General features: G+C 70.8%; 24 protein-coding genes. 13 read left to right on the forward strand and 11 right to left on the reverse strand.

The window, feature by feature from the left end; all coding sequences use genetic code 11:
* Positions 1 to 5: 5 nt before the first annotated feature.
* The gene (locus AC1DP1_RS05010) at positions 6 to 2,372 is read right to left on the reverse strand and encodes a transglycosylase domain-containing protein (protein WP_477505909.1); all 2,367 of its coding nucleotides are present in this window, start codon (positions 2,370 to 2,372) and stop codon (positions 6 to 8) included.
* A gap of 74 nt (positions 2,373 to 2,446) precedes the next feature.
* Between AC1DP1_RS05010 and AC1DP1_RS05015 the strand changes: the two genes are divergently transcribed.
* From AC1DP1_RS05015 to AC1DP1_RS05025, 3 genes are all read left to right on the forward strand, one after another.
* Entirely contained in the window at positions 2,447 to 3,037 is a 591-nt protein-coding gene (locus AC1DP1_RS05015) for a PadR family transcriptional regulator (RefSeq protein ID WP_477505910.1), read from the forward strand.
* A gap of 56 nt (positions 3,038 to 3,093) precedes the next feature.
* Positions 3,094 to 4,176, forward strand: coding sequence for an inositol-3-phosphate synthase (locus AC1DP1_RS05020; RefSeq protein WP_457186222.1), 1,083 nt, complete (start codon positions 3,094 to 3,096; stop codon positions 4,174 to 4,176).
* Positions 4,177 to 4,272: 96 nt separating this feature from the next.
* Positions 4,273 to 4,902: an HAD family hydrolase gene (locus AC1DP1_RS05025; protein ID WP_457186224.1), complete on the forward strand. Its 630-nt coding sequence runs from the start codon at positions 4,273 to 4,275 to the stop codon at positions 4,900 to 4,902.
* 7 nt (positions 4,903 to 4,909) lie between these two features.
* Here the strand turns inward: AC1DP1_RS05025 and AC1DP1_RS05030 are convergent, their stop codons facing one another.
* Positions 4,910 to 6,319, reverse strand: coding sequence for a CCA tRNA nucleotidyltransferase (locus tag AC1DP1_RS05030; RefSeq protein ID WP_477505963.1), 1,410 nt, complete (start codon positions 6,317 to 6,319; stop codon positions 4,910 to 4,912).
* Positions 6,320 to 6,411: 92 nt separating this feature from the next.
* Here AC1DP1_RS05030 and AC1DP1_RS05035 point away from each other — a divergent pair, with 92 nt between their 5' ends.
* The 7 genes from AC1DP1_RS05035 (at position 6,412) to trxA (ending at position 15,591) form a co-directional block, all read left to right on the forward strand.
* Positions 6,412 to 8,748, forward strand: coding sequence for a DUF6049 family protein (locus AC1DP1_RS05035; RefSeq protein WP_477505911.1), 2,337 nt, complete (start codon positions 6,412 to 6,414; stop codon positions 8,746 to 8,748).
* Positions 8,745 to 10,391: a murein biosynthesis integral membrane protein MurJ gene (gene murJ / locus AC1DP1_RS05040; RefSeq protein ID WP_477505912.1), complete on the forward strand. Its 1,647-nt coding sequence runs from the start codon at positions 8,745 to 8,747 to the stop codon at positions 10,389 to 10,391. The genes AC1DP1_RS05035 and murJ overlap by 4 nt, the downstream gene beginning before the upstream one ends.
* 53 nt (positions 10,392 to 10,444) lie before the next feature.
* Positions 10,445 to 12,472 (forward strand): hypothetical protein, encoded by a 2,028-nt coding sequence (locus tag AC1DP1_RS05045; RefSeq protein WP_477505913.1) that lies wholly within the window; start codon positions 10,445 to 10,447, stop codon positions 12,470 to 12,472.
* A 67-nt stretch (positions 12,473 to 12,539) separates the two neighbouring features.
* Positions 12,540 to 13,211: an RNA polymerase sigma factor SigM gene (gene sigM / locus AC1DP1_RS05050; protein WP_477505914.1), complete on the forward strand. Its 672-nt coding sequence runs from the start codon at positions 12,540 to 12,542 to the stop codon at positions 13,209 to 13,211.
* Positions 13,212 to 13,283: 72 nt separating this feature from the next.
* Positions 13,284 to 14,057 (forward strand): hypothetical protein, encoded by a 774-nt coding sequence (locus tag AC1DP1_RS05055; RefSeq protein WP_477505915.1) that lies wholly within the window; start codon positions 13,284 to 13,286, stop codon positions 14,055 to 14,057.
* A gap of 101 nt (positions 14,058 to 14,158) precedes the next feature.
* Positions 14,159 to 15,172, forward strand: coding sequence for a thioredoxin-disulfide reductase (trxB, locus tag AC1DP1_RS05060; RefSeq protein ID WP_457186236.1), 1,014 nt, complete (start codon positions 14,159 to 14,161; stop codon positions 15,170 to 15,172).
* A 95-nt stretch (positions 15,173 to 15,267) separates the two neighbouring features.
* Positions 15,268 to 15,591: a thioredoxin gene (gene trxA / locus AC1DP1_RS05065; RefSeq protein WP_299930264.1), complete on the forward strand. Its 324-nt coding sequence runs from the start codon at positions 15,268 to 15,270 to the stop codon at positions 15,589 to 15,591.
* Between the two features lie 109 nt (positions 15,592 to 15,700).
* Here the strand turns inward: trxA and AC1DP1_RS05070 are convergent, their stop codons facing one another.
* Positions 15,701 to 16,345, reverse strand: a complete 645-nt coding sequence (locus AC1DP1_RS05070) for a GNAT family N-acetyltransferase (RefSeq protein ID WP_191193807.1) — start codon at positions 16,343 to 16,345, stop codon at positions 15,701 to 15,703.
* 42 nt (positions 16,346 to 16,387) lie between these two features.
* Between AC1DP1_RS05070 and AC1DP1_RS05075 the strand changes: the two genes are divergently transcribed.
* Both AC1DP1_RS05075 and AC1DP1_RS05080 read left to right on the forward strand, forming a co-directional pair.
* Positions 16,388 to 17,602, forward strand: coding sequence for a pyridoxal phosphate-dependent aminotransferase (locus AC1DP1_RS05075; RefSeq protein ID WP_457186240.1), 1,215 nt, complete (start codon positions 16,388 to 16,390; stop codon positions 17,600 to 17,602).
* 46 nt (positions 17,603 to 17,648) lie between these two features.
* Entirely contained in the window at positions 17,649 to 18,425 is a 777-nt protein-coding gene (locus AC1DP1_RS05080) for a lysophospholipid acyltransferase family protein (RefSeq protein ID WP_477505916.1), read from the forward strand.
* 194 nt (positions 18,426 to 18,619) lie between these two features.
* Here the strand turns inward: AC1DP1_RS05080 and AC1DP1_RS05085 are convergent, their stop codons facing one another.
* The 8 genes from AC1DP1_RS05085 to rpmH all read right to left on the reverse strand — a co-directional run bounded on the left by AC1DP1_RS05085 (position 18,620) and on the right by rpmH (position 23,915).
* Positions 18,620 to 19,618, reverse strand: a complete 999-nt coding sequence (locus tag AC1DP1_RS05085) for a ParB/RepB/Spo0J family partition protein (protein WP_457186244.1) — start codon at positions 19,616 to 19,618, stop codon at positions 18,620 to 18,622.
* Positions 19,619 to 19,631: 13 nt separating this feature from the next.
* Positions 19,632 to 20,570, reverse strand: a complete 939-nt coding sequence (locus AC1DP1_RS05090) for a ParA family protein (RefSeq protein ID WP_477505917.1) — start codon at positions 20,568 to 20,570, stop codon at positions 19,632 to 19,634.
* Positions 20,571 to 20,772: 202 nt separating this feature from the next.
* Positions 20,773 to 21,456 carry a 16S rRNA (guanine(527)-N(7))-methyltransferase RsmG gene (gene rsmG / locus AC1DP1_RS05095; RefSeq protein ID WP_477505918.1) on the reverse strand — a complete coding sequence of 228 codons (684 nt, stop codon included), beginning with the start codon at positions 21,454 to 21,456 and terminating at the stop codon, positions 20,773 to 20,775.
* 89 nt (positions 21,457 to 21,545) lie between these two features.
* Positions 21,546 to 22,121, reverse strand: a complete 576-nt coding sequence (locus AC1DP1_RS05100) for a Jag family protein (protein ID WP_477505964.1) — start codon at positions 22,119 to 22,121, stop codon at positions 21,546 to 21,548.
* Between the two features lie 42 nt (positions 22,122 to 22,163).
* A complete protein-coding gene (yidC, locus tag AC1DP1_RS05105) occupies positions 22,164 to 23,135 on the reverse strand; it encodes a membrane protein insertase YidC (RefSeq protein ID WP_477505919.1) in 972 nt (323 codons plus the stop codon).
* On the reverse strand, positions 23,136 to 23,402 hold the full coding sequence (yidD, locus tag AC1DP1_RS05110) for a membrane protein insertion efficiency factor YidD (RefSeq protein ID WP_457186252.1): 267 nt from the start codon (positions 23,400 to 23,402) through the stop codon (positions 23,136 to 23,138).
* Positions 23,399 to 23,839, reverse strand: a complete 441-nt coding sequence (gene rnpA, locus AC1DP1_RS05115) for a ribonuclease P protein component (protein WP_457186254.1) — start codon at positions 23,837 to 23,839, stop codon at positions 23,399 to 23,401. The genes yidD and rnpA overlap by 4 nt, the downstream gene beginning before the upstream one ends.
* A complete protein-coding gene (rpmH, locus tag AC1DP1_RS05120; RefSeq protein WP_300048438.1) occupies positions 23,778 to 23,915 on the reverse strand; it encodes a 50S ribosomal protein L34 in 138 nt (45 codons plus the stop codon). Before rpmH ends, rnpA begins: the two co-directional genes overlap by 62 nt.
* A gap of 504 nt (positions 23,916 to 24,419) precedes the next feature.
* Between rpmH and dnaA the strand changes: the two genes are divergently transcribed.
* The gene (gene dnaA, locus AC1DP1_RS05125; RefSeq protein ID WP_477505920.1) at positions 24,420 to 25,883 is read left to right on the forward strand and encodes a chromosomal replication initiator protein DnaA; all 1,464 of its coding nucleotides are present in this window, start codon (positions 24,420 to 24,422) and stop codon (positions 25,881 to 25,883) included.
* Positions 25,884 to 25,984 lie beyond the last annotated feature (101 nt).

The following is a 25,984-nucleotide window of genomic DNA, read 5'->3' on the forward strand; positions in this document are numbered from 1 at the left end:
CGTGCTCAGCGGCGGAGGTCGGCCAGCGGCTGGCGCGGCTGGAAGCGCCCGCTCGGCGGCGGGGTGGTCGGCGGCGGGGTGGTCGGCGGCGGGACCGTCTCGGTCGGAGGGGGCGGGGGCGGCGTCGTCGGGGGCGGCGTCGTCGGGACGGGCGTCTCGGTCGGGACGGGAACCTCGGTCGGAACCGGCGTCTCCGTCGGGGTCTCGGTAGGAGTCTCCGTCGGCGTCTCGGTGGGCGGGCCGGCGGACTCGGTCGGCGTGTTGGACGGCTGCGGCGCGGACGAGGACGGCGGCGGGGGCGGCGGCGGGGTGTAGTCGTGGCCCTCGTCCGGCGCGTCACCGTCGACGTAGACCGGCTCGGGGAAGTCCTCGACGTCCTTGCCCTCCATCACCCGTCCCATGATCGAGGTCCAGGTCTTGGCGGGGTAGTTGCCACCGAAGTAGCCGGACTTGCCGTCGGAGCTGGTCGGCAGCCACAGGTCGGCACCGTCGGGCCGCGGGACGTCGAGCCCCTCGCGACCCTTGCCGCGGACGTACATCACCGCGGTCGAGATCTGCGGGGTCATGCCGACGAACCACGAGGAGGAGACCTCGTCGTCGTCGTTGGTGGCCGTGCCGGTCTTGCCCGCCGCGGGGCGATCGAGGGCCAGTGCCTCGGTGCCCGACCCTGACTGGACGACCTGCTGCAGCGCGTAGGTCACGTCGGCCGAGATGTCGGGGTCGACGGTCTCCTTGCTGCGCGGCTTGGCCTCGTAGAGGACCTCGCCGCTCTGGTCGACGACCTTCTGCAGGACGTGGACCTCGTTGCGGACACCGTTGTTGGCGAGGGTCGCGTAGGCGTTGGCGATGTTGATCGGGCTGACCTGGGCCGTGCCGAGGGTGACGCCGACGTTCTCCTGGAAGTCGATCGAGCGGCGCGGGATGCCCCACCGCTCCGTCTCGTTGCCGGGGATGCCGAGGTCCTCGGCGGCCTGGATGACCTTCTGGGGACCGTCGTCCATCGAGTCGACCATGTCGATGAAGGCAGTGTTCACGGAGTTCTCAGTGGCGTCGGTCATGGACACGGCCGAGCCGTAGTCGGTGTCGCCCTGGTTGCTGAACTCGGTGCCGGCGACGTCGATGGGGCTGTTGCCCTCGAAGGTGTCGTTGAGCGAGAACCCGTCGCGGATGGCCGCGACGTCGGTGGCTGCCTTCATCGTCGAGCCGGCCATGCCACCGGCGACCGCCCAGTTGATCTGGGACTCCAGGTAGTCCTGGCCACCGTAGAAGCCGAGCAGCTCGCCGGTCGCGGTGTCGACGGTGGCGGCGCCGATGTGCAGGTCCTTGTTGCCGGCCGGGCCGGGCATGCCGGCGTCGGGGCGCTGCTCGTCGACGGCCTCCTCGACGTCGGTCATCACCTGCGGGTCGAACGTGGTGGTGATGCGCAGGCCACCGCCGTCGATCTCGTCCTCGGTGGCGATGCCGCGGGCGAGGATCTCCTGCTTGACGAGCGCGAGCATGTGGCCCCGCTGGCCGCCGAACTGGCTCTGCGCCGCGATCTTGGGGAACTTCGGCAGCTTCTTCAGCGCCTTGTCACGCTGCTCCGGCGTGATCGTCTCCATCTCGGCCATGCTGTCGAGGACGTAGGAGTAGCGGCCCTTGAGGTCGTCCTTGGCCTCCTTGCCGTTGGCCGGGTCGTACTTCGAGGGGTTGTTGAGCACCGTGGCGAGCACGGCGGACTCACGCAGGTTGAGGTCCTTGGCCGGGTGGTCGAAGTAGGCCTCGGAGGCGGCCTCGATGCCGTACGCGCCGCGACCGAAGTAGATGGTGTTGAGGTAGCCCTCGAGCACCTCTTCCTTGCTCAGCTCCTGCTGGATCTTCAGCGACACGACCGCCTCGCGGATCTTGCGCTTGTAGCTCTGCTCGCTGGTCAGGTAGAGGATCTTGACGTACTGCTGGGTGATCGTGGACGCACCCTGCCGGTCGTTGCCGCGGGCGTTGGAGAAGAGGGCGCGCGCGATGCCCTTCGGGTCGATGCCCTTGTCGGTCCAGAAGGTCTGGTTCTCCGCGGCGACCACCGCGTCCTGCATGGACTCGGGCATGTCGCCCAGCGGGATCGAGACCCGGTTCTGGTCCTCGTAGTAGGTGCCGAGCTGCTGCTCACCGTCGCGGTAGTAGACGAAGGTGGTCTGCGCCTCGAAGTCCTCGTTGGGCTCCGGGATGCTGATCGCCTGGTAGAGGACCACGACGACTCCGCCGAGGACCAGGGCACCGACGACGCCCACGATCGCCAGGATCTTCGCGACCCGGGCCGCCCGCTGCTTGCCGGTGCGCCTCGCCTGGGGCCGTCGTGTCTGGGCCTTGCCGTCGGCCCGCCGCTTCTTAGCACTCACAGGGCAACAGGGTACGGGGAGGGGTACGACAACCCCGATTCGTCGTGCCCGGATATATCGGTACGATAGGTCACATGGCACGTCGTGGCGACACCATCGAGCTCGCAGTCCTCGGACTGCTGCACGAGGGACCCATGCACGGCTACGAGCTCCGCAAGCGGCTCAACCTCATGCTCGGGTGGGGTCGCGTGCTGTCCTACGGCTCGCTCTACCCCGCGCTGAAGAAGATGCTCCGCGCCAACCTCATCACCGAGGTCGCGGCTCCTGCCACGGCGTCCACCCGGCGCCCGCGCATCACCTACGAGGTCACGCCCGCCGGCAACGAGCACTTCCAGCGACTCATGACCGAGGTCGGCCCCACCGCGTGGGAGGACGACAACTTCGACATCCGGTTCGCGTTCTTCTCCTCCACCGACATGGAGATCAGGCTCCGCGTCCTGGAGGGACGCCGCTCGCGGCTGCAGGAGCGGCTCGCGCGCGTGCAGGGAGAGCTCGAGCGCACCCAGGCCGAGGTCAACCGATACGCCGCCGAGCTCCAGCGCCACGGGGTGGAGTCGGTGGAGCGCGAGGTGCGGTGGCTCTCGGACCTGATCCAGGCCGAGCGCAGCGACGTACGTCCCGCACCGGCACCAGCACCAGCACCAGCACCGACCACGAACGACTGAACACCTTCAACCAGCCACAACCAGCCAGCACGACCAGCGATGAGAAGGAGAGCCCCATGGGTTCGGTACGAGTAGGGATCGTGGGAGTCGGCAACTGCGCCACCTCCCTCATCCAGGGCGTTGAGTACTACAAGGACGCGGACCCGACCGGGACCGTCCCCGGGCTCATGCATGTCGTCTTCGGTGACTACCACGTCAAGGACGTCGAGTTCGTGGTCGCCTTCGACGTCGACGACAAGAAGGTCGGCAAGGACCTGTCCGAGGCCATCAACGCCTCGGAGAACAACACGATCAAGATCGCCGACGTCCCGACGCTCGGCGTCGAGGTCAAGCGCGGCCCGACGCTCGACGGCCTCGGCAAGTACTACCGCCAGACCATCGAGGAGTCCGGCGCCGACCCGGTCGACGTGGTCCAGGCGCTCAAGGACGCCGAGGTCGACGTCCTCGTCTCCTACCTCCCGGTGGGCTCCGAGGAGGCCGACAAGTTCTACGCCCAGTGCGCGATCGACGCCGGCGTGGGCTTCGTCAACGCCCTGCCCGTCTTCATCGCCTCCGACCCCGAGTGGGCCAAGAAGTTCGAGGACGCCGGCGTCCCGATCGTCGGTGACGACATCAAGAGCCAGGTCGGCGCCACCATCACCCACCGCGTGATGGCGAAGCTGTTCGAGGACCGCGGCGTCGCGCTGGACCGCACCTACCAGCTCAACGTCGGCGGCAACATGGACTTCAAGAACATGCTCGAGCGCGAGCGCCTGGAGTCCAAGAAGGTCTCCAAGACCCAGGCCGTGACGTCGAACCTCACCGGCGAGCTCGCCGACAAGGTCAGCGACCGCAACGTCCACATCGGTCCGTCGGACTACGTCGCGTGGCTCGACGACCGCAAGTGGGCCTACGTCCGCCTCGAGGGTCGCGCCTTCGGTGACGTCCCCCTCAACCTGGAGTACAAGCTCGAGGTCTGGGACTCCCCCAACTCGGCCGGCATCATCATCGACGCCGTCCGTGCGGCCAAGATCGCCATGGACCGTGGCATCGGCGGCCCGATCCTCCCCGCCTCGGCCTACCTCATGAAGTCCCCGCCGGTGCAGATGGCCGACGAGCTCGGTCGCGCCGAGCTGGAGAAGTTCATCGCGGGCGAGTGACCCCACCCCTGGCCCCGCGCCAGGTCGACGCAGGCCCCGTCCCCTCCGTGGGGGCGGGGCTGCGTGCTACCGACGGTGGTGCGTACGCTCGCGGCCGTGACCGCACGCACCCCCCTCGTGGTCGGCTTCGACCTCGACCTCACCCTGATCGACACCGCGGCCGGGTTCCGGCAGGTGCTGCTCGCGCTCGGCGCCGAGCTCGGCGTGGACTTCCCGGTCGAGGAGATGACGGCGCGGCTCGGTCCGCCCCTCGACCACCTCCTCGCACCGCACCTGTCGCCGGACCAGGTCGGCCCGGCGGGTGACCGGTTCCGCGCCCTCTACCCCGACCACGCGATCACGACGGTGCCCGCCCTGGCCGGGGCGCACGAGGCGTTCGCCGCGGTGCGCGCCCACGGGGGCCGGGTGCTCGTCGTCACCGGCAAGTACGGCCCCAACGCCCAGCTGCACCTCGACCACCTCGGCCTCGAGGCCGACCACCTCGAGAGCTGGGTGTGGGGCGTGGGCAAGGCCGAGGTCCTGCGCCGGGAGGGAGCGCTGGCCTATGTCGGCGACCACGTGCACGACGTCGAGGGCGCCCGGGCCGCCGACGTGCTCAGCGTGTCGGTGCTGACCGGCGGGTGCACGCGGGCCGAGCTCGAGGAGGCCGGCACCGACGTCGTGCTCGACGACCTGTCGGCCTTCCCGGCCTGGCTCGACGCCGCGGTCCGCGACCGCAGCGCCTGAGACCCGGTCAGGAGCGGGCGGCCCACCAGGCGCGCAGCGCGGCCTCGGCCTGCTCGGGGGTCTGCGGGCCCTCGTCCATCCGCAGCTCGAGGAGGAAGGCGTAGGCCTGGCCCACCTCGCGACCGGGACCGATGTCGAGGACCTGCATGATCTGGTTGCCGTCGAGGTCGGGCCGGATCGAGGCCAGCTCCTCCTCCTCCGACAGCCGGGCGATCCGCTGCTCGAGCGAGTCGTACGTCCGGCGCAGGCGGTCGGCCTTGCGCTGGTTGCGGGTGGTGCAGTCGGCGCGGGTGAGGATGTGCAGCCGCTCGAGCTGGTCGCCGGCGTCGCGGACGTAGCGGCGTACGGCGCTGTCGGTCCACTCCCCCGAGCCGTAGCCGTGGAAGCGCAGGTGCAGCTCGACCAGGCGCGAGACCGCCTCGATGTCGTGGTTGGAGAAGCGGAGCGCCTTCATCCGCTTGCGGGTCAGCTTGGCCCCGACGACGTCGTGGTGGTGGAACGTCACGACACCCCCGGTCTCGAAGCGCCGGGTCCGCGGCTTGCCGACGTCGTGCATGAGCGCGGCGAAGCGGGCGACGAAGTCGGGCCCGCCGCCCAGGCGCTGCTCGAGGTCGATCGACTGCTCGAGGACCGTGAGGGTGTGCTCGTAGACGTCCTTGTGACGGTGGTGCTCGTCTCGCTCGAGGGCGAGGGCGGGCAGCTCCGGAAGGACGTACGACGCCAGGCCGGTCTCGACGAGCAGCGTGAGCCCCAGCCGGGGGTGGGGGGCGCACACCAGCTTCACCAGCTCGTCGCGGACCCGCTCGGCCGAGATGATCTCGATCCGGCCGGCCATCGCGGTCATCGCCTCGACCACCTCGGGCGCGACGGCGAAACCCAGCTGCGCGGCGAAGCGGGCGGCACGCATCATCCGCAGCGGGTCGTCGGAGAAGGAGTCCTCGGGGGTGCCGGGGGTGCGCAGCACCCGCTCGGCCAGGTCGACGATCCCGCCGAACGGGTCGACGAACTCGCGGCCCGGCACCCGCACCGCCATCGAGTTCACGCTGAAGTCGCGGCGACCGAGGTCACCCTCGAGGGAGTCACCGAAGTCGACGTCGGGCTTGCGCGAGGAGGGGTCGTAGCTCTCCGAGCGGTAGGTGGTGATCTCGACCTGCCACGGGCCCTTGCGGCAGCCGATCGTGCCGAAGTCGCGGCCCATGTCCCACACGGCGTCGGCCCAGTCGGAGACGAGGCGCTCGGTGACGTCGGGCCGCGCGGAGGTGGTGAAGTCGAGGTCGTTCTGGAGCCGACCGATCATCGCATCGCGGACCGGTCCGCCGACCAGCGCCAGCTCCTCGCCGGCGTCGCTGAACAGGGTGCCGAGCTCGTCGATGACCGACCCGATGCGGTCCAGCTCCTCGCCGACGCGGCGCTGGATCTCGACGATCGTGAGGGGCTGCAGTGCGGCGTCGGACACGACAGGCCACTCTACGTGCCGGCCGGGTGGTGCCGAACAACTAGCATCGGTGCGTGCCCCGCCCGTCGTCGTTCCGTGCTGCCCTGGCGGGGCTCCTGACCTTCGGCGTCGCGAGCGCGGGTCTCCTCGCGCCCGGTGCGGCCGCGCTCGCCCCCGCTCCTGCCCCAGCTCCTGCCCCCGCTCCTGCCAGGGACGGCGACCCGCTCCTCGTGCACATCGACACCATGAGTCCCGTCCTGCCGGAGAGCGGTGACGTGGAGATCGGCGGGACCGTCACCAACGTCAGCGACGAGACCTTCACGCGGGTCAACCTGCACGCCTTCTCCTCCGAGACGCCCATCCGCGACCCGCTCACGCTCTCCCAGTCGGCCACGATCGACCCCACCCTGTTCGTCGGCGACCGGGTGACCGTGCCCGGCACCTTCGACACCATCGACGAGCTGGCACCGGGAGCGTCCGCCACCTTCAACGACTCCGTGCCCGTCGAGCTCCTGGCCACCTCAGGTGAGCCGGGCATCTACTGGATCGGCATCCACGCCCTCGGCGACAGCTCGGTCCCGCGCGACCTCGTCGCCGACGGCCGGGCGCGCACCTTCATCCCCCGAGTGGCATCAGGAGGCGCCCAGCCACGCGAGGCCTCGGTGATCCTCCCGATCCGCAGCCGCGTGTGGTTCGACGAGGACGGCGCCGTCGCCGGCACCGACCGCTGGGCGAAGCGGCTCGCGGAGGGGGGCAGCCTCGACGGCGTCCTCGACATGGCCGACTCCGCCGGCTCCGCGCCGTACAGCTGGTTGGTGGACCCCGCCGTCCTCCACGCGCTGGCGCGCCTCGCGAACGGCAACCCGCCGCGCACCCTCACCCCCGACCCCAACGTGCCCGGGCAGGAGCCCACACCCGTGGAGCCGCCCGCGGAGGGCGAGGAGACACCGACCACGCCGGGCGAGACGCTCACCCCGACCCAGCCGGTCCCCACCGAGGAGCCGACCGACGAGGAGGCACAGCTGGCGGCCTCCGCCGCGGCGTGGCTGGAGCGGTTCAAGCTGCTCGTGGGCGCGACACCGGTGCTGACGCTGCCCTACGGCGACGTCGACGTCTCCGCGTCGATCCGGAACGACCGCCCCCGCTTCGACCAGGCGGTCGCCCGCGGCGCCGAGGTGATGACCGCCCTGACGCTGCCGTCCCAGCCGACCGTGGCGCCGGAGAACGACCTGCTCAGCCCCGAGGCCGTCGCCGCCATGCCCCTGGGCACGACGATCCTGCTGGGGGACAACGCCTTCGCCATCCCGCCCACCAGCCCCACATCCGTCGTCCGGCTACTGGGGCACGAGGTGGTGGTCACGAGCACCGGCGCGGAGGCGGGCGGACCGGCCCCGACGGCGTCCAACGACCCCCTCGCCCTGCGGCAACGGCTGCTCAGCGAGGCCGCCCTGCGCCTCGAGGCCGACAACACCGCGCCGCTCGTCGTCACCCTGCCGACAGTGTGGCGAGGCGAGGACGCCGCGTCGTTCTTCACCGACCTCGAGCAGTCGTGGCTCGACCTGGTCCCCCTCGGGGACATCGCCGCCCGCACGCCCAAGGGTGTCCCGGCCGCGAGCCTCACCTACACCGACGACGACATCGACGACGAGCTCGGTCCCGAGGCCTTCTCCGCGGCCAACCGCGCCGGCGGGGCCGCCACGCTGCTGGAGCAGGTGGTCATCCCGGTGACGACCATCGAGGCGCAGGTGCGCGACGAGCTGCTGGTCACCCTGTCCGAGCAGCACCGCGAGCGACCCGGGCTGGCCGTCGGCGCGGCCGAACGGGTCGAGGAGTCGATCCGCACCGACCTCGGCAAGGTCGAGATCGAGGCACCCCCGGCGGTCACCCTCTCCAGCGACTCCGGCCCCCTCGGCGTCACGCTCGTCAACGGCCTCGACCAGCCGGTCGAGGTGCAGGTGCAGGTGCGGACCGACGGCGAGCTGACGCTCAGCGGCGGCGGCGTACGACGCCTCGGTCCCGGTGCGCGCAGCGTCGTCCGGTTCGAGGCCACCACCAGCCGGGCGGGCGTGCACAACGTGCGCCTCTCGGTCACCAGCCTCGACGGCGTGCCGCTCGGGTCCTTCGACTCCCTGCCCATCCGGGCTGCCCGGGTGAGCGCGATCATCTGGATCGTGATGGCCCTCGGTGCGCTCGTGCTGTTCGGGATGATCGGCTACCGCCTGCCCGGCCAGATCAGGGCCCGTCGCGCCGAGCTCGCCGCCGCCGACAGCGAGCTCGAGCCCGGTCCGGAGCCCGACCGTGACCCCGAGCCCGACCCGGCAACCGATCCCGAGCCCGACCCCGCGACCGACCTCGAGCCGGCGCCGGCGGACGGACCCGCAGCGGGGACCCCGGCGGTGGAGCGCTCGTGAGCGACCAGAGTGACCAGAAGGTCCTGGCCTCGTCGGCGATCATGGCGGCGGGCACTGTCCTGTCCCGCGCGTCGGGCTACGTGCGCGCCGCGCTGCTGGTGGTCGCCCTCGGGTCGGGCCTGCGGGGCGACCTCTTCGCGATCGCCAACACGCTGCCCAACATGGTCTACATCCTCCTGGCCGGGGGCATCTTCAACGCGGTGCTGGTGCCGCAGCTGGTCCGGCGGATCAAGGAGGACGCTGACGGCGGCGACGCCTACGCCAGCCGGGTGATCACCCTCTCGGCGCTCTTCCTGGGTGTCGTCACGATCGTCCTGGTCGTCGCCGCACCGCTGCTGCTGCGCCTCTACCTCGACAGTCGCTACCTCGACCCGGACCGGGTCACCCAGCTGGAGTCGATCGTCTCCCTGACCCGCTGGTGCCTGCCGCAGGTCTTCTTCTACGGCATGTACGTCCTCATCGGGCAGGTCCTCAACGCCCGTGGGCGCTTCGGTCCGATGATGTGGGCGCCGATCGCCAACAACCTGCTGTCGGTCCTGATGCTGGTCACCTACCTCATCTTCTTCGGACCGACCGGGGACGGCGCGGCCCGGTCCGAGGCGCTCAGCACCAGCCAGGAGGTCATGCTCGGCCTCGGCTCGACGCTGGGGATCGTGGTCCAGTTCCTCGTCCTCGTGCCCTACCTGCGCGCCTCGGGGTTCACCTACCGACCCCGCTTCGACTTCCGCGACCCCGAGCTGGCCAAGACGCTGTCCCTGGGCAGCTGGACGGTGCTGTTCGTGGTGGTCACCCAGGCGGCGTACCTCGTCGTGGTCAAGCTCGCGTCGGGCGGCACGGTCGGCGGCGGCGACGGCACCGGCTACCTCGTCTACTCCAACAGCCTGCTGATCATGATGGTGCCGCACGCCATCGTCACCGTCTCGCTGGCGACCGCGATCCTGCCGCGGCTCTCGTCGTACGCCCACGAGGGCCGCCTGCCCGAGCTGGGCCGCACCGTCGGGTCGACCCTCCGCACGGCGCTCGCCCTGGTGCTGCCGTTCGCGCTGCTGCTGCCGATCACGGCGGGCGACGTCGCCGGCTTCGCCTTCGGCTGGGACAACCCGGAGGAGGCGGCCGCCTTCGCCCCGACCCTGGCGGTCTTCGGACCCGCGCTGGTCGTCTTCACCGTCCACTACTTCATGCTCCGCGGCTTCTACGCCATGGAGATGACGCGGCTGGTCTTCTTCATCCAGCTCGCGGTGTCGACGACCAACGTCGTCGTCGCCCTCCTGCTGGTGCCCTCCCGGCCGCCGGAGGACACCGCGCCCATGCTCGTCGTCGCCTACCTGGCGTCGTACACCGTCGGCGCGGTCGTGAGCTTCGTCCTCCTCCGCCGCAGGGTCGGCGGCCTGGAGACCCCGCAGCTGCTCCGGTTCCTGGTGCGGATGGCCCTGGTGCTGGCGTTCACCGGCGCTGCCGCCTGGGGGGTGGAGCGTGCCCTCGCCGGCATGGGTGAGTACCCCGGACCGTTCCCGTCGCTGCTGCGCGGAGGCCTGAGCGCGGCGGCCGGGATGCTGATCTTCCTCGTCGGGGCCCGCCTGCTGCGGGTGCGGGAGGTCACCAGCCTGGTCGACACCGTCGCGGCGCGCCTCCGGCGCGGGTGAGACTCCTTAGAGTGGCCTCAGCAGTGGGACAGGCGAGGAAGGTGGGGTGAGCGATGCCGATGTCGATGCAGGCGGGTGACGTGCTCGCCGGGCGCTACCGCTTCGACGACCTCCTCGCCGAGTCCGGGGCGGGTCGGTTCTGGCGCGCCCACGACCTCGTCCTCCACCGCCCGGTGGCCGTGCACATCCTCGCCGCGGACGACGACCGCGCCCAGCCGCTCCTCGAGGCGGCGCGCCGCACCGGGCCGGTCATCGACCGGCGGCTGCTGCGGGTCCTCGACGCCGAGGCCGCCGAAGGGCGCTGCTTCGTCGTCAACGAGTGGGGCCAGGGCGACTCCCTCGACATCCTGCTCACCCGCGAGGGACCGCTCGCCCCACGACGTGCGGCCTGGCTCGTGGCCGAGGTCGCCGACAGCCTCGTCGAGGCCCACGACTCCGGCCTCGCCCACGGCTGCCTGACGCCCGAGCACGTGCTGATCGACCAGCACGGGCAGGTGCGGATCATCGGCTTCGGGGTCGAGGCGGCGCTCCGCGGCCTGCCCGCGGGCCGGGTCAACGTCGACGAGATCGACCTCGCCGGCCTCCTCTACTGCGCGCTCACCGGCAAGTGGGCCGGCGTCTCGCCGTCGGCGTTGCCGCCCGCCCCCGAGGTGCACGGCGAGGTGCTGCGCCCTCGGCGCGTCCGGGCCGGCATCCCGCGCGTGCTCGACGCCCTGTGCGACCAGGTGCTCAACCCGCAGCGGGAGTCCGACCGCCCGCACCCGTCCGCGCGCAGCATCCGCGACCTGCTCCTCGAGCACGTCGGCGAGATGACCGGCACCCACGTCGCGGTCCCGGGCACGCGGCCGACCCCCCCGCCGACCCCCCCGCCGGCCCCCCAGCCGTCGCCCCAGCCGTCCTCCCTCGCCACCCCGCCTCCCACCTCGGCCGTCGCCCCCACCACGGTGGTGCCGGTCGTGCCGGCGGCCGACCTCGAGCCGGGTGCCGATGTGGAGGTGCCCGACCTCCCCGCCGACCCCTCGGACGACCGTCCTGCCGACCTCCCGGGCGAGCCCGAGCCGGAGGTGACGACCGCCGTCCGGGCCGAGGAGCCGCCCGACGACGACCCGGCGACGTCGAGCACCGACCTGCCCACGCAGGCCGGGATGCCGGTCTTCCACGACGACGACGAGGTCGACTGGCTCCGCGCGCGCTCCGAGAAGCCCGCCCCGCCGCCGCCGTTCGCCGACCCGGCGCCCAAGCCGCTGTTCGCGCCCGACCCGCCGGAGGGCGAGCCCGTACGCCGTCCCCGCCCGGGCAGCCGACCCGTCACCAACCCGGCGTACTGGCCGTGGGACTCCAGCCACGACTCCGGCGTGGACCCGAACCGCGACTCGGGGGTGCGCCCGGTGGGCCGCGACACCGGGTCGTGGTCCTCCGGCTCGTGGACCGAGGACCGGTGGGACACCGGCGACGGGTTCGACGACACCGGCGACCAGGTGCCGGGACGCACCTGGATCCGGCTGGCGATCATCGTGGGCATCTGCCTGCTCGTGGGCGTGGCAGCCGTCGCTGCCTACCAGCTCGGCCTGAAGCCACCGACGCCCGGCTCCAGCGAGGAGCCGACGTCCACGACCACCCCGAGCGCCGCCGCCCCGACGCCGTTCGCCGACCTGACCGCCGACGACTTCGACCCGCAGGGAGCGGCTCCGCGGGAGGAGAACCCGGAGTCGGTCCCCAACGTCCTCGACGGCGACCCCGCGACCTCGTGGTCCACCTCGACCTACCAGCAGAACTTCGGCCCCGCCGGGCTCAAGACCGGCGTCGGTCTCGTCATCGACCTCGGCACGACCAAGGCCGTCCGCCAGGTGCTGGTCACCACGGCGGGTGGTCAGACCTCGCTGGCGGCGTACGTCACCTCGGAGCCCCCCACGGGGGTGTCCGGGCTGACCCCCGTCGGGACCGCGTCGGGCGACGGCGAGCTGACGATCGACCTCACGGAGCCGGTGTCGGGCCAGTACGTCACCGTCTGGCTGACACTGCTGCCGCAGGTCAGCGACGGGTTCCGCGGCACGATCACCGAGGTGCAGGTGCTCGGATGACCACCCCACGACGTTCTTCGTCTCCCCCGCTGCGCTCCTCCGTCGAACAACGCCCCGGGGACCCCGGGTGACCCACACCCCGACGAGCGACGAGCGCTCCGACCGGGACCTCCTCCAGGCCCACGTCGACGGTGACGCCGCCGCCTTCGGCGAGCTGTTCGCCCGCCACCGCGACCGGTTGTGGGCGGTCGCGCTCCGCACGATGGGCAACCCGGAGGACGCCGCCGACGGGCTGCAGGACGGCATGATCGCGGCCTTCCGGCGGGCAGGCTCCTTCCGCGGGGAAGCCGCCGTGACCACGTGGCTGCACCGCGTCGTCGTCAACGCCTGCCTCGACCGCCTCCGGGCCGCGAAGATCCGCCGCTTCGAGTCCATGCCGGACGACGTCGAGGACCGCGGCACCGTGGTGGCGACCGCCGTGCACGACGACCAGCCCGAGTCGGTCGCGGAGGACGCCGAGCAGCGACGCCGGGTGCTCGACGCGCTCGCCACGCTGCCCGCCGAGCAGCGTGCCGCGCTCGTCCTCGTCGACATGGAGGGCTACCCCGTCGCCGAGGTGGCCGAGATGCTGGGCTGCGCGGAGGGCACCGTGAAGTCGCGCTGCTCGCGCGGTCGCACCAAGCTCGCCGCGCTGCTCGCCGACCTGCGCCACCCCGCCGGTGACCCGCCTCACGGGAACCCGCCCCCGGACGGTCCCGTCCAACCCACCGTGCGGCCACGCGGTCCTCCCGCGCCCTGAGCATCCCCCACCCGCACCCGTCCCCCGCACCCGTCCCCCGCACCACCGCGCCACCCGAGGAGGTGACCGCCGATGTCCGAGTCCTCCGGACTCCCGCCCGAGCAGGAGGCCGTACGCCGCCTGCTCGCGGACGCCCGTCACGACGGGCCGCCGCCTGCCGACGTCGTCGCCCGCCTCGACGAGACCCTCGCCTCCCTCACGGCCCAGCGCGTGTCGGAGCGCACGGCCGCCCCCGCGACCGAGCACGACGACCGCTCGCCCGGACGCGTCGTCGACCTCGGCTCCCGCCGACGCCGGGTGGCGAGCATCGGCCTGTTGGCCGCCGCCTCCGTCGTCGTCGCGGGTGTCGCGATCGGCCAGGCCCTCCCCCGCGGCGGCAACGACTCCTCCAGCGAGTCGAGTGCCGGCTCGCAGTCCGACTCCTCGCTCGCCGAGTCCCCCGAGGCCGGGGGGTCCAGCGCCGACTCGAGCACCAGCTCCGGCGCCGACCAGGGCGGGGACTCCGGTGCCGCCTCCGAGCCCGCGCCGGAGTCGCTGAAGAGCTCTCCCGCCACCCCCTTCGCCGGGGTGCCGAGCCTGTCGACGGCCGACGCCGACCTCGACGACCAGCTCCTCGCCCTGCGGGCGGCGGGCGCCACCCGTCGCCAGCAGCTCGCCACGCTCGACGCGCTCCGGGGCTGCGACGTCCCCCGTCCGGGCAGGGCCGCCGCCCTCGTCGCCGCGGAGGTCGACGGCCGGACCGGGGTCGTCGTGTTCCGTCGCCCCGTCGACCAGGCGCAGGGCGTTGAGCTCTACGTGTGCGGCGAGGCCGTTCCGGTGCGTACGATCACGCTGCCCGCGCCCTGAGCGGTGCGGGCGGGGCGTGGAACAACGGTCGCCTACGATCGGTTGAGGACGACGTACCTCACCACCCCGTACCAGCAAGCCAGCAGGAGTGATTGACCCACATGAGCACCAGCACCGAGACCCGCAACGTCATCATCATCGGCTCGGGGCCCTCGGGCTACACGGCCGCCGTCTACGCGGCTCGCGCCTCGCTCAACCCGCTCGTCTTCGAGGGCTCGGTCACCGCCGGTGGCGCGCTGATGAACACCACCGAGGTGGAGAACTTCCCCGGCTTCCGCGACGGCATCATGGGCCCGGCCCTGATGGACGAGATGCGCGCCCAGGCCGAGCGGTTCGGCGCCGAGCTGGTCTCCGACGACGTCATCGAGGTCGACCTGACGGGCGACGTGAAGGTCGTGAAGACCGCCACCGACACCTACACCGCCCGGTCGGTGATCCTCTCCACGGGCTCGAGCTACCGCAAGCTCGGCCTGCCCCGCGAGGAAGAGCTCTCCGGCCGCGGCGTCTCGTGGTGCGCGACGTGTGACGGCTTCTTCTTCCGCGAGCAGGCCATCGCCGTCATCGGCGGCGGCGACTCCGCGATCGAGGAGGCGACCTTCCTGACCCGCTTCGGCTCGAAGGTCTACCTGATCCACCGCCGCGACGAGCTGCGCGCCTCCAAGATCATGCAGGAGCGAGCCTTCGCCGACCCCAAGCTCGAGATGGTCTGGAACTCCGAGGTCGCGGCCATCAACGGTGCCGACAAGCTCGAGTCGATCACCCTGCGCGACACCGTCACCGGCGACGAGCGGCAGCTCGACGTGACCGGCATGTTCATCGCGATCGGCCACGACCCGCGTTCGGAGCTGCTGACCGGACAGGTCGACCTCAACGACGACGGCTACGTCCTGGTCTCCCACCCCTCGACGGCCACCAACCTGCCGGGCGTCTTCGCGGCCGGCGACCTCGTCGACCACCACTACCGCCAGGCCATCACCGCTGCCGGCACCGGCTGCGCCGCCGCCCTCGACGCGGAGCGCTTCATCGCCGCGCTCGACCACGAGGCGTCCACCGCCGGCGACGCTGCGGCGACCGTGCACGCCATCGAGGAGCAGGTGCAGACGGCCGGCGCCTGACCTCCGCTCGTCCCGCCCCGCAGACGGGAACAACTGTCGGTGGGGCGGTGTTCAGTAGACATCGCCGAACAGACCTCCTGAAAGGGGCACCAACCGTGGCCAACATCGCCGCCGTGACCGACGCCGAGTTCGAGGCGCAGGTCCTCAAGTCCGACAAGCCCGTCCTGGTCGACTTCTGGGCTGAGTGGTGCGGTCCGTGCCGCCAGGTCGCCCCGATCCTCGACGAGCTCAACGCCGAGCACGGTGAGAAGCTCACCTTCCTCAAGATGAACGTCGACGAGAACCCCGTGACCCCCTCGTCCTACCGCGTCACCGGCATCCCGACGATCAACGTCTACCAGGGTGGCGAGGTCGTGAAGTCCATCGTGGGCGCCAAGCCCAAGGCCGCGCTCCTCAAGGAGCTCGACGGCATCATCTGAGCCACGCAGTGACGAGCGCTTGCGCTCGGCACGTGGGCGTGGCCAGATCGAGTGGCCCCGCGACTGAGGTACGAAGTCGCGACAGGGCTGTATCGAGATCTCACCACGTCTAGTCGCGAGAGGCGACCCGCACCGATCCGATCGGGCGGGTCGCCTTCTGCGTGGGACGGACGACCCCCCAGACCTTCTCGAGGGCGAGCTCGACCTCGTCCTTCCAGCTCAGCGCCGTCCGCAGCTCCATCCGCATCCGCGGGGTGGTGGGGTGCGCGCGCTGGGTCTTGAAGCCCACGCCGCCGAGGAACTCGGCCGGCAGCACGCATCCCGTCGTCTGCCCCCGCGTGTCGCCGTACGCCTCGATGGCGGAGTGGCCGCGCTCGACCAGGTCGGCGGCCATCGCCTGCACGAGCAGCCGGCCGAGGCCGCCCCGCCGCAGCCCAGGCTCGACCCACGCGGTCGCCGCGATGATCGCGTCGGGCGAGCCCGGGGCCGTCGGGAGGGTCGCCGCCCCGGGCAGCCGCGCCGCCGGGGCGTAGACGATGTGCCCGACGGTGCGCCCGTCGAGGCGTACGACCCGCCCGCACGAGCCCCAGTCACGCAGCACCGTCGAGAGCCAGCTCTCCTTCTCCGCGATCCGCTCGTCGTGGTCGAGCCGTGCCCGGTCGACGGGCGAGAGCTCCCAGAACAGGCACGACCGCACCGGGTCGGCCAGCTCCGCGAGATGGTCGACCGTCAGGCGCGCGGTCTTGCGGGACACGCTCCCGATGCTAGCGCCGGAAGGCGCCTGAGAGGATGAAGCGTGCGCCCGATCCGACAGAGCAAGAAGCTGCAAGGTGTCCGCTACGACGTGCGCGGGCCGATCCTGGTCGAGGCGCAGCGGCTCGAGGCCGAGGGCCACCGGATCCTCAAGCTCAACATCGGCAACACGGCGCCGTTCGGCTTCGAGGCCCCCGAGCAGATCCTCGCCGACATGATCCACCACCTGCCGCAGTCGCAGGGGTACGCCGACAGCCAGGGCATCTGGTCGGCGCGCACCGCGGTCATGCACTACTACCAGTCGCACGGCCTGCGCGACGTCGGTGTCGAGGACATCTTCATCGGCAACGGTGTCTCCGAGCTGATCTCGATGGTGCTGCAGGCCTTCGTCGACGACGGCAACGAGATCCTGGTGCCCGCGCCCGACTATCCCCTCTGGACGGGCGCCGTGACGCTCGCCGGCGGGATCCCGGTGCACTACCGGTGCGACGAGGAGTCCGACTGGAACCCCGACCTCGCCGACATCGAGTCGAAGATCACCGAGAACACGCACGCCATCGTGATCATCAACCCCAACAACCCCACGGGTGCGGTCTACAGCGAGAGCACGGTCAAGGCGCTCGTCGACATCGCCCGGCGACACCAGCTCGTCGTCATGGCCGACGAGATCTACGAGAAGATCCTCTTCGAGGACGCGCAGCACCACCATGCGGCGACCTACGGCGGCAACGACGTGCTGTGCCTGACGTTCTCCGGCCTCTCGAAGGCCTACCGCGTGTGCGGCTACCGCGCCGGCTGGGTGATGATCTCCGGACCGAAGGAGATCGCCGGCGACTTCCTCGAAGGCCTGACGCTGATCGCCAACATGCGGATGTGCGCCAACGTGCCCGCGCAGCACGCCATCCAGACGGCCCTGGGCGGCTACCAGTCCATCGAGGAGCTGATCGGCCCCGGTGGCCGCTTCTACGAGCAGTCGATGCTCGCCCACCGGCTGCTCAACGAGATCCCCGGCGTCAGCAACGTCAAGCCCCGCGGCGCTCTCTACTGCTTCCCGCGCCTCGACCCGGACGTCTACGCCATCGACGACGACCAGGACTTCGTGATCGAGCTGCTTCGCGCCAAGAAGATCCTCGTCACGCACGGGACGGGCTTCAACTGGCCCGACACCGACCACTTCAGGCTCGTCACGCTCCCCGAGGCATCGGTCCTCGAGGAGGCCATCGGCCGGATCGCAGACTTCCTCGCCACGCGACGCTGATCACGAAGGGTCGCGGCCACGGTCGGCTGACCCTAGGCTCCTCCGCATGCGCGATGTGACCTACCCGCCGATCATCGTCACCGCCAAGGCGGCCTTCAAGGCCCTTGGCCAGAGCTTCCGGATGAGCGGCACCGAGCACGTCCCGCGCGAAGGCGGTGTGCTGCTGGCCTACAACCACATCGGCTACGTCGACTTCATCTACGGCGGCCTGGCTGCCAACCCGTCCGGCCGGCTCGTGCGCTTCATGGCCAAGCGCGAGCTGTTCGACCACCGGTGGGTCGGCCCACTCATGCGCTCGCTCCACCACATCGAGGTCGACCGGGGCGAGGGGATCGCGAGCTTTCACGCGGCCGTCGACCGCCTGCGCCAGGGCGAGGCCGTCGGGATCTTCCCCGAGGCGACCATCTCCCGCGCCATGGAGCTCAAGGAGTTCAAGACCGGGGCCGTACGCATCGCCGCGGAGGCCGGCGTACCCGTCGTGCCCGTGATCCTGTGGGGCACCCAGCGGATGATGACCAAGGACCACCCCCGCGACTTCTCCCGGGGCAAGACCATCTCCATCACGGTCGGCGAGCCGATGCACCCGACCGGTGACGACCCCGTCGGCGACACCGCGAGGCTCCACGCCCAGATGTCGCAGATGCTCCGCGACACCATCGCCGACTACCCCGCCGACGAGCAGCCTCCCGGCTCCTGGTGGCTGCCTGCCTCGATGGGCGGCTCCGCCCCCACGCTGGAGGAGGCCGCTCGCCTCGACGGCGAGGAGAAGCGGGAGCGCGCTCGCAAGCGGGCCGAGAAGCGCGCCAAGAAGACAAAGCGCTAGATTGACAGATCGCTTTGTAGACAGGTCGATCTGTCGTTTTGTCGACATTGAACGCGGCGCTGTGTCGTACCGACCGGCACTTATGGGTGCGGCTCGGTATGACGCACGCATGGCGACCGACGCCTGCGTCATACGGATGAGCACCCATGGGTGCCAGTCCGTATGACGCTGACAATGATCTGGCCGGGCTGGACCTAGATCGGGCGGTCGTTGCGATTCCGCGGGTCCATGATGTCGACGATCCGGCGCAGGTCGTCAAGGCTGGCGAACTCGACCGTGATCTTGCCCTTGGCCTTGCCGAGGTCGACCTTGACGCGGGTCTCGAGGCGGTCGGAGAGGCGTTCTCCCAGCTCCTCGAGACCGGGGGCGACGGGCTTCTTGCGCAGGACGCGCGGAGCCGACTCCTCCTCGCTGCGGAGCGAGACGATCTCCTCCAGTCCCCGCACGGAGATGCCCTCTGCCGTGACCCGGGAAGCGAGCCTGTCCTGGAGACCGGCGTCGTCCACGGAGAGGAGGGCACGGGCGTGTCCGGCGGAGAGGACGCCGGCCGCGACGCGACGCTGGACGGCAGGGGACAGCTTCAGCAGCCGCAGCGTGTTGGAGATCTGCGGCCGCGAGCGGCCGATACGCTGGGCGAGCTCCTCGTGGGTGCAGCCGAAGTCCTCGAGCAGCTGGCCGTAGGCGGCCGCCTCCTCGAGCGGGTTGAGCTGCGAGCGGTGGAGGTTCTCCAGCAGCGCGTCGCGGAGCATGTCGTCGTCGTCGGTCTCGCGCACGATCGCGGGGATCGTGTCGCGACCGGCCTGCTGGGAGGCGCGCCACCGACGCTCGCCCATGATCAGCTCGTACGCGTCCTCGCCGGTGCGGCGTACGACGACGGGCTGCAGGAGGCCGACCTCCTGGATCGAGTGCACCAGCTCGGCGAGCGCCTCCTCCTCGAAGACCTGCCGTGGCTGGCGGGCGTTCGGACGGACCTGCGCGATGGGCAGCTCCGCGAAGTAGGCGCCGGCGACGGTGCCGTCCACGGCCTGCGACCCGTCTGGGACGGGGGCGGCAGGCGTGGCCGGCTCGTTCGGCCCAGCCGAGGACGAGGCCGGGTCGGCCGCGGCCGGCGGCGGGAGCGGCTGGCTGGGAGCGGTCGGGATCAGCGAGCCGAGGCCGCGCCCCAGTCCGCGCCGCGGTGCGTTGCTGCTCATGCCGTGACCTCGTTCATGCGGGCGCTCCCTTGCTGGCGATCTCGCGGGCGGCCTCCAGGTAGGAGAGCGCTCCCGCCGACGCCGGATCGTAGGTCATCACGGTCTGGCCGTAGGACGGCGCCTCCGACACACGGACCGACCGCGGGACCGCAGTCTTGAGGACCTGGTCGCCGAAGTGGCCACGCACCTCGTCGGCCACGCCGGCGGCGAGGCGGGTGCGGGCGTCGTACATCGTGAGCAGGATCGTGGAGATGACCAGCCGCGGGTTGAGGTGCTGGCGCACCATCTCGACGGTCTCGAGGAGCATGCCGAGCCCCTCCAGGGCGTAGTACTCCGCCTGGATCGGGATGAACATCTCGCGGCCGGCGACCAGCGCGTTCAGCGTGAGGAGGCCGAGCGACGGGGGACAGTCGACGAGGACGTAGTCGAAGCGGTCCTCGCCGACCTCGGCCCCGCTGCCGACCAGGGGGTGGGCGGCGATCGCGCGGTCGAGCCGCTGCTCGCGCGCGACCACGCTGACGAGCTCGATCTCGGCGCCGGCCAGGTCGATCGTCGCCGGGACGACCCACAGGCCCGGGAGGTCGGCCGACTCGGTCATCACGTCGGCGAGGGGAGCGCCCTCGACGAGCATGTCGTACGTCGACGGCACCCCGCGGTGGTGCTCGATCCCGAGCGCCGTCGAGGCATTGCCCTGCGGGTCGAGGTCGATGACCAGGACCTTCTGGCCGAGCTGCGCCAGGCCGGCGGCCACGTTGACCGTCGAGGTGGTCTTCCCGACGCCGCCCTTCTGGTTGGCGACGACGAGGACTCGCGTGGCGTCCGGACGAGGAACGCCCTGCCTCCGCAGACCGCCGGTGCGCGCCAGGACCGAGTGCTGGGCGGCTTGCGCCAGCGGTGTGGCCGCGTCAGCGAAGTCGTTGTCCTGACCGGCGAGGTCGCCGGCGGTCCGCACCTGCCAGGCGGGTCGTGTTTCACGTGAAACGTCATCTGCCGGTGTTTCACGTGAAACGGCCGCGCTATCCACTTCCTGTGGATGAACACGTCCATCCTGTGGATATCCCCGCTCAGGGGTGCCCTCCTGAGCGGTGGAAAACGGGTACGGGTCGCCACCCGTGCTGCGCCAACCCATGTCGTCACTGGGGCCTTGGCTCAACTCAGCTCACCTCTCGCTCGACCGCAGAACGGTCCCGACGCCCGGGGCGCCGCTTGGGATTCCGGGCAAGGGGCCAACCTATCCGGAAAGGGTCGGCCCACGGCACCCGCACCACGGTGGTCGGGGGATCGAGAAGACCGGCGCCCACCTCGAAGACCTCAGGCTCGCCACACCGCCATCGGGTCAGGAAGTCCCGTGTCTCCGCGATCTCGTCGTGGATCGAGCGGCCCTTCATGGCCACCGTCGCACCAGTGGGGGACACGAGCGGCATCGACCACCCGAGCAGACGCTCGAGGGGGGCGACGGCGCGCGACGTGACGACATCGAACGTCGCATTCCCGTGCAGGTCCTCGGCACGCCCGCGGACCACCGTCACGTGGCTGAGCTCCAGCTCGGCCACGACCTCGTCGAGGAACGTCGTACGTCGCAGGAGCGGCTCGACCAGCGTCACCGCGAGGTCCGGCCGGGCGATGGCCAGGACAAGACCAGGCAGACCGGCACCGGTACCGATGTCGCACACCGAGGAACCCTCCGACACGGCCTCACCGAGCACGGCCGAGTTGAGGACGTGGCGTTCCCACAGCCGCGGTGCCTCGCGGGGCCCGATCAGCCCGCGAAGGACGCCCTCGGTGGCCAGCAGCTCGGTGTAGCGCTCGGCCAGCGCGAGGCGGTCGGACGCGAACACCCTCCGCGCCTCGGGAGGCACGGAGGGTGGTCTCGACACGGCCGCGGGGGGCCTGTTCGACCCACCGGTTTCACGTGAAACGTCGTCGCTCACGCCGGGAGGATCACCACGTGCCGCTTGGGCTCAGCGCCCTCGGACTCCGACGTCAGGCCCGCAGCGGCCACCGCGTCGTGGACGACCTTGCGCTCGAAGGCGCTCATCGGCTCCAGCGACACCGACTCGCCGGACTCCTTCACCTCGGCGATGGACGTCTCGGCCAGGGCCACGAGCCGCTCGCGCTGCTGGGCGCGGTGGCCGTCCACGTCGAGCATGAGGCGCGACCGCTCGCCGGTCTCGCGGTAGACCGCGAGGCGGGTGAGCTCCTGGAGCGCCTCCAGCACCTCCCCGTTGCGACCGACGAGCTGGCTCAGGTCGGCGCCGCCGATCTGCACGCTCGCGCGATCACCCTCCACGTCCATGTCGAGGTCACCGTCGAGGTCCGCGATGTCGAGGAGCTCCTCGAGGTAGTCCGCGGCGATGTCGCCCTCGTGCTCGAGGCGCTGCACCTTGGAAGGTCGGGCCGCCCCGGTGGACTCGCTGGTCGGCTCGTCGTTCTCGGTCGTCTCGGCGGCGGTCTCGCCGTCGGTCAGCTGCTCACTCACGTGTGTCTCCTGCTTCTCGGTCAGGTACGACGACACCCTCGCGAGCGTCGTCAGGGGAGGTCTGGGTCAGCGCTTCTTCTTGCTGCGCTGGGACTTGGACTGCCGCTGGGGCTGCTGGCGGGTCTCGGACTTCTCCGCGCGGCGAGCCTCGGCCTCGGCGGCGAGGCGCTCCTCCTCGATCTGCGCGGGCGTCTTCTGCCCCTTGCGAGCCGCCTTCGCCCGGTCGCGGTCCTCCTTGGCGGAGGCCGCGGGGGTGCCGGGAGCAGGGTTGTTGCGGATGACGTAGAACTGCTGGCCCATGGTCCAGAGGTTCGACGTGGTCCAGTAGAAGAGGACACCGATCGGGAACGCGATACCGCCGACGGCGAACACGACGGGGAGGACGTAGAGCAGCATCTTCTGCTGCTGGGCGTAGGGGCCGGAGAGGGCGTCGGCCGGCATGTTCTTGCTCATCAGCTGGCGCTGGGTGAGGAACGTGGTCGCCGTCATGGCGAGCACGAGGAAGGCCGCCAGCACGCGCACACCGATGTCGTCGGTGTTGAGGAAGGTGTCGGAGATCTTCGCGCCGAGGAACGTCGCGTCACGGAACTGCTCGTTGAGCGTGACCGTCATGAGGCCCTTGGGGTCCCCGGGGTTCTTCACCGCCTGGTCGATCAGCCGGAACAGCGCCAGGAAGATGGGCATCTGGAGGATGATCGGCAGGCAGGACGCGAACGGGTTGGTGCCCGAGTCCTTGTAGAGCTTCATCGTCTCCTGCGCGAGACGCTCCCGGTCGTGGCCGTACTTCTTCTGCAGCTCACGCACCTTGGGCTGGATGAGCTGCATGTTGCGGCTGGACTTGATCTGCTTGACGAAGAGCGGGATCAGCGCGATGCGGATCACGAGCGTCAGCCCGATGATCGACAGCACCCACGCGATGCCGGTCTCGGGTCCGAAGATGCTGCCGAACAGCTTGTGCCAGCCCACTAGCACCGCCGAGATGACGTAGTAGAGCGGCGCCATGATCGCGCCGCCGATGGTGCCGAAGAAGTCGAGCACTCATGCTCCTCGAGTTGCGGTGGACGTGGATGAGGACTGGCCGGCCGATCCGGCGCCGGGGGGAACGGGGTCGTAGCCGCCGGCGGCCCACGGGTGGCAGCGGGCGATACGGCGTACGGCGAGCCAGGTGCCGCGGATCGAGCCGTGCACGGTGACCGCCTCGAGGGCGTACGCCGAGCAGCTCGGGTGGTAGCGGCAGACCTGGCCGTAGAGCGGGCTGATCGCGAAGCGCCACGCCCGGATGAAGCCGATGAGGAGGTGCTTCATGACGAGCTCACCCTGCTCAGGGTACGGGCGAGGTCGGCACCGAGGGAGGAGTACGACGCCTCCGACGAGGCCGGGAGCGCACGAACCACGAGCGCAGCACGACCCGGGAGCTCCTCGAGTGCAGCGAGGTGTTCCCGGGTCAGGTGCCGAAGTCGTCTCTTCACACGGTTGCGCGTGGCGGCATTGCCCACGGCCTTTCCGACCGTGAACCCCACCTGCGCCGGCGCCGGCGCGGCGTCCCGGTCCACCCACAGGTGGACCACGAGGGTCGTCGAACCGGCGCGTCGCCCCTGACGCACCGTGCGGCGGAAGCCGTCAGCGGTGGTGAGGCGGTGGACAGCGGAGAGCAACGGCGTGTGCCGCGGGCTCTGGCCGTCAGACGGCCAGGCTCTTGCGGCCCTTGCGACGACGGCCCGACAGGATGGCGCGACCGGCACGGGTCCGCATGCGCAGGCGGAAGCCGTGCACCTTGTGACGGCGACGGTTGTTCGGCTGGTACGTACGCTTGCTCACGGCTATTTCTCCGAAGGTTTCGAGGGATGTCCACTCCACACGGCGTCAGTGCTGGTCGTTCAACCGGCACCGCCCGTCCGCGCGGCCGCCAGGTGGCGGATCGTGGACATGCGGCACCCGTCGACGGGGAGCGACCGGCCAACGGTACGCGGCGGGCGAAGTGGGGGTCAAACCCGCGAGCCGCCCCTGCTGGTCTGCCTGTGGATGACATCTTGCTCCCCGCCTCCACGGGTTGTTACGTTCGGGACCTCCGCGGTCAGTCCCGACCACGGTCCGACCAGGGTCCAGCACACCATGTGATCCGGGTCACAGACCACTCGAACCGGTCTCTGACCTGCGGAAACGCTGGAAGGATCACCAGCCGTTGCGGCCGTGGGGGTCTGATCCCACGGATCGGGCCCGGCAGTTCACAGCTTGTGGACAACTCTGTGGAAGCCTCACCGGTCACATCGGTGGCGTCGTCCCAGCGAGGCCGGATCCAGAGCAGCACACGAGCACGACGACATGGTAGAAGCGAAGGCGGTCCGGGTGGACGACCAGCAGGTAGATCTCGGGACGGCGTGGCAGCAGATCGTCGAGGACCTCCAGCCCAACCAGAGGGCCTGGCTGCGACCGAGCGTCCCGGTGACGTTGCACGAGAACACGGCGATCATCGCCGTGCCCAACGACTTCACCCGCAACCAGCTCGAGGGCCGGCTGCGCAACCACATCGAGGACGCGCTGACCGAGGGCTTCGGTCGCGAGATCCGGATGCTCGTGACGGTCAACCCGGCGCTCGAGGAGGAGACCCAGCCGCAGATCGATCAATCGACAGATGGATCTGTCGCTTTGTCGACAAATATCCAGACGCCGTACGAGCCCCCCGCTCCGGTCACGATCGAGCCCCACGAGCCGGTCGGCGTCAGCGGCGAGCGCCGATCCTCGGCCCTGGAGACGCGCCTCAACCCCAAGTACACCTTCGAGACCTTCGTCATCGGCTCGTCCAACCGGTTCCCGCACGCCGCTGCGGTGGCCGTCGCCGAGGCACCGGGCAAGGCGTACAACCCGCTGCTGGTCTACGGGGACTCGGGCCTGGGCAAGACCCACCTCCTGCACGCGATCGGCCACTACGTGCGCAGCCTCTACAGCAACGCCAAGGTGCGCTACGTCTCCAGCGAGGAGTTCACCAACGAGTTCATCAACGCGATCCGCGACGACCGGCAGGACCGGTTCAAGCGGCGCTACCGCGACGTCGACGTCCTGCTGATCGACGACATCCAGTTCCTCGAGGGCAAGACGCAGACCCAGGAGGAGTTCTTCCACACGTTCAACACCCTCCACAACGCCAACAAGCAGATCGTGCTGACCTCCGACCGCGCACCCAAGCGGCTCGAGGCGCTGGAGGACCGGCTCCGCAACCGGTTCGAGTGGGGCCTCATCACCGACGTCCAGCCGCCCGACCTCGAGACCCGCATCGCGATCCTGCGCAAGAAGGCCGCGATGGACCGGCTCACCGCGCCGCCGGACGTGCTCGAGTTCATCGCCTCCAAGATCCAGACCAACATCCGCGAGCTCGAGGGTGCGCTGATCCGCGTGACGGCGTTCGCCAACCTCAACCGCCAGGAGGTCGACATGACCCTGGCCGAGATCGTGCTCAAGGACCTGATCCCCGAGGGCGGCGAGCCCGAGATCACGCACGCGCTGATCATCGCCCAGACGGCCGCCTACTTCGGCGTCTCGCTCGAGGACCTCACCGGTCCCTCACGCGGGCGCCACCTGGTGATGGCGCGCCAGATCGGCATGTACCTGTGCCGCGAGCTCACGTCGATGTCCCTGCCCCAGATCGGACGCGAGTTCGGCGGCCGCGACCACACGACGGTGATGTACGCCGACCGCAAGATCCGCCAGCTCCTCGCCGAGCGCCGCGCAGTCTTCAACCAGGTCAGCGAGCTCACCAACCGGGTCAAGATGCAGGCCCGCCAGGCCTGACGTCCCGAACCGCCGGCGACCTGCCTCGCGTGTGGAGAAGTTGTGGTTCGGTCCGACAGTTCATCCCCAGACCCTGTGGACGCCTCGGGACGAACCACACG

This window comes from Nocardioides sp. P4_G10, from assembly GCF_056401175.1.

Excerpts from the sequence above, each read along its gene's own strand:
- trxB (WP_457186236.1), top strand. The coding sequence starts at position 14,159 with ATGAGCACCAGCACCGAGACCCGCAACGTCATCATCATCGGCTCGGGG.
- AC1DP1_RS05015 (WP_477505910.1), top strand. The coding sequence starts at position 2,447 with ATGGCACGTCGTGGCGACACCATCGAGCTCGCAGTCCTCGGACTGCTG.
- AC1DP1_RS05085 (WP_457186244.1), bottom strand. The coding sequence starts at position 19,618 with ATGAGCAGCAACGCACCGCGGCGCGGACTGGGGCGCGGCCTCGGCTCG.
- AC1DP1_RS05055 (WP_477505915.1), top strand. The coding sequence starts at position 13,284 with ATGTCCGAGTCCTCCGGACTCCCGCCCGAGCAGGAGGCCGTACGCCGC.
- dnaA (WP_477505920.1), top strand. The coding sequence starts at position 24,420 with ATGGTAGAAGCGAAGGCGGTCCGGGTGGACGACCAGCAGGTAGATCTC.
- AC1DP1_RS05080 (WP_477505916.1), top strand. The coding sequence starts at position 17,649 with ATGCGCGATGTGACCTACCCGCCGATCATCGTCACCGCCAAGGCGGCC.
- AC1DP1_RS05020 (WP_457186222.1), top strand. The coding sequence starts at position 3,094 with ATGGGTTCGGTACGAGTAGGGATCGTGGGAGTCGGCAACTGCGCCACC.
- yidD (WP_457186252.1), bottom strand. The coding sequence starts at position 23,402 with ATGAAGCACCTCCTCATCGGCTTCATCCGGGCGTGGCGCTTCGCGATC.
- AC1DP1_RS05045 (WP_477505913.1), top strand. The coding sequence starts at position 10,445 with ATGCCGATGTCGATGCAGGCGGGTGACGTGCTCGCCGGGCGCTACCGC.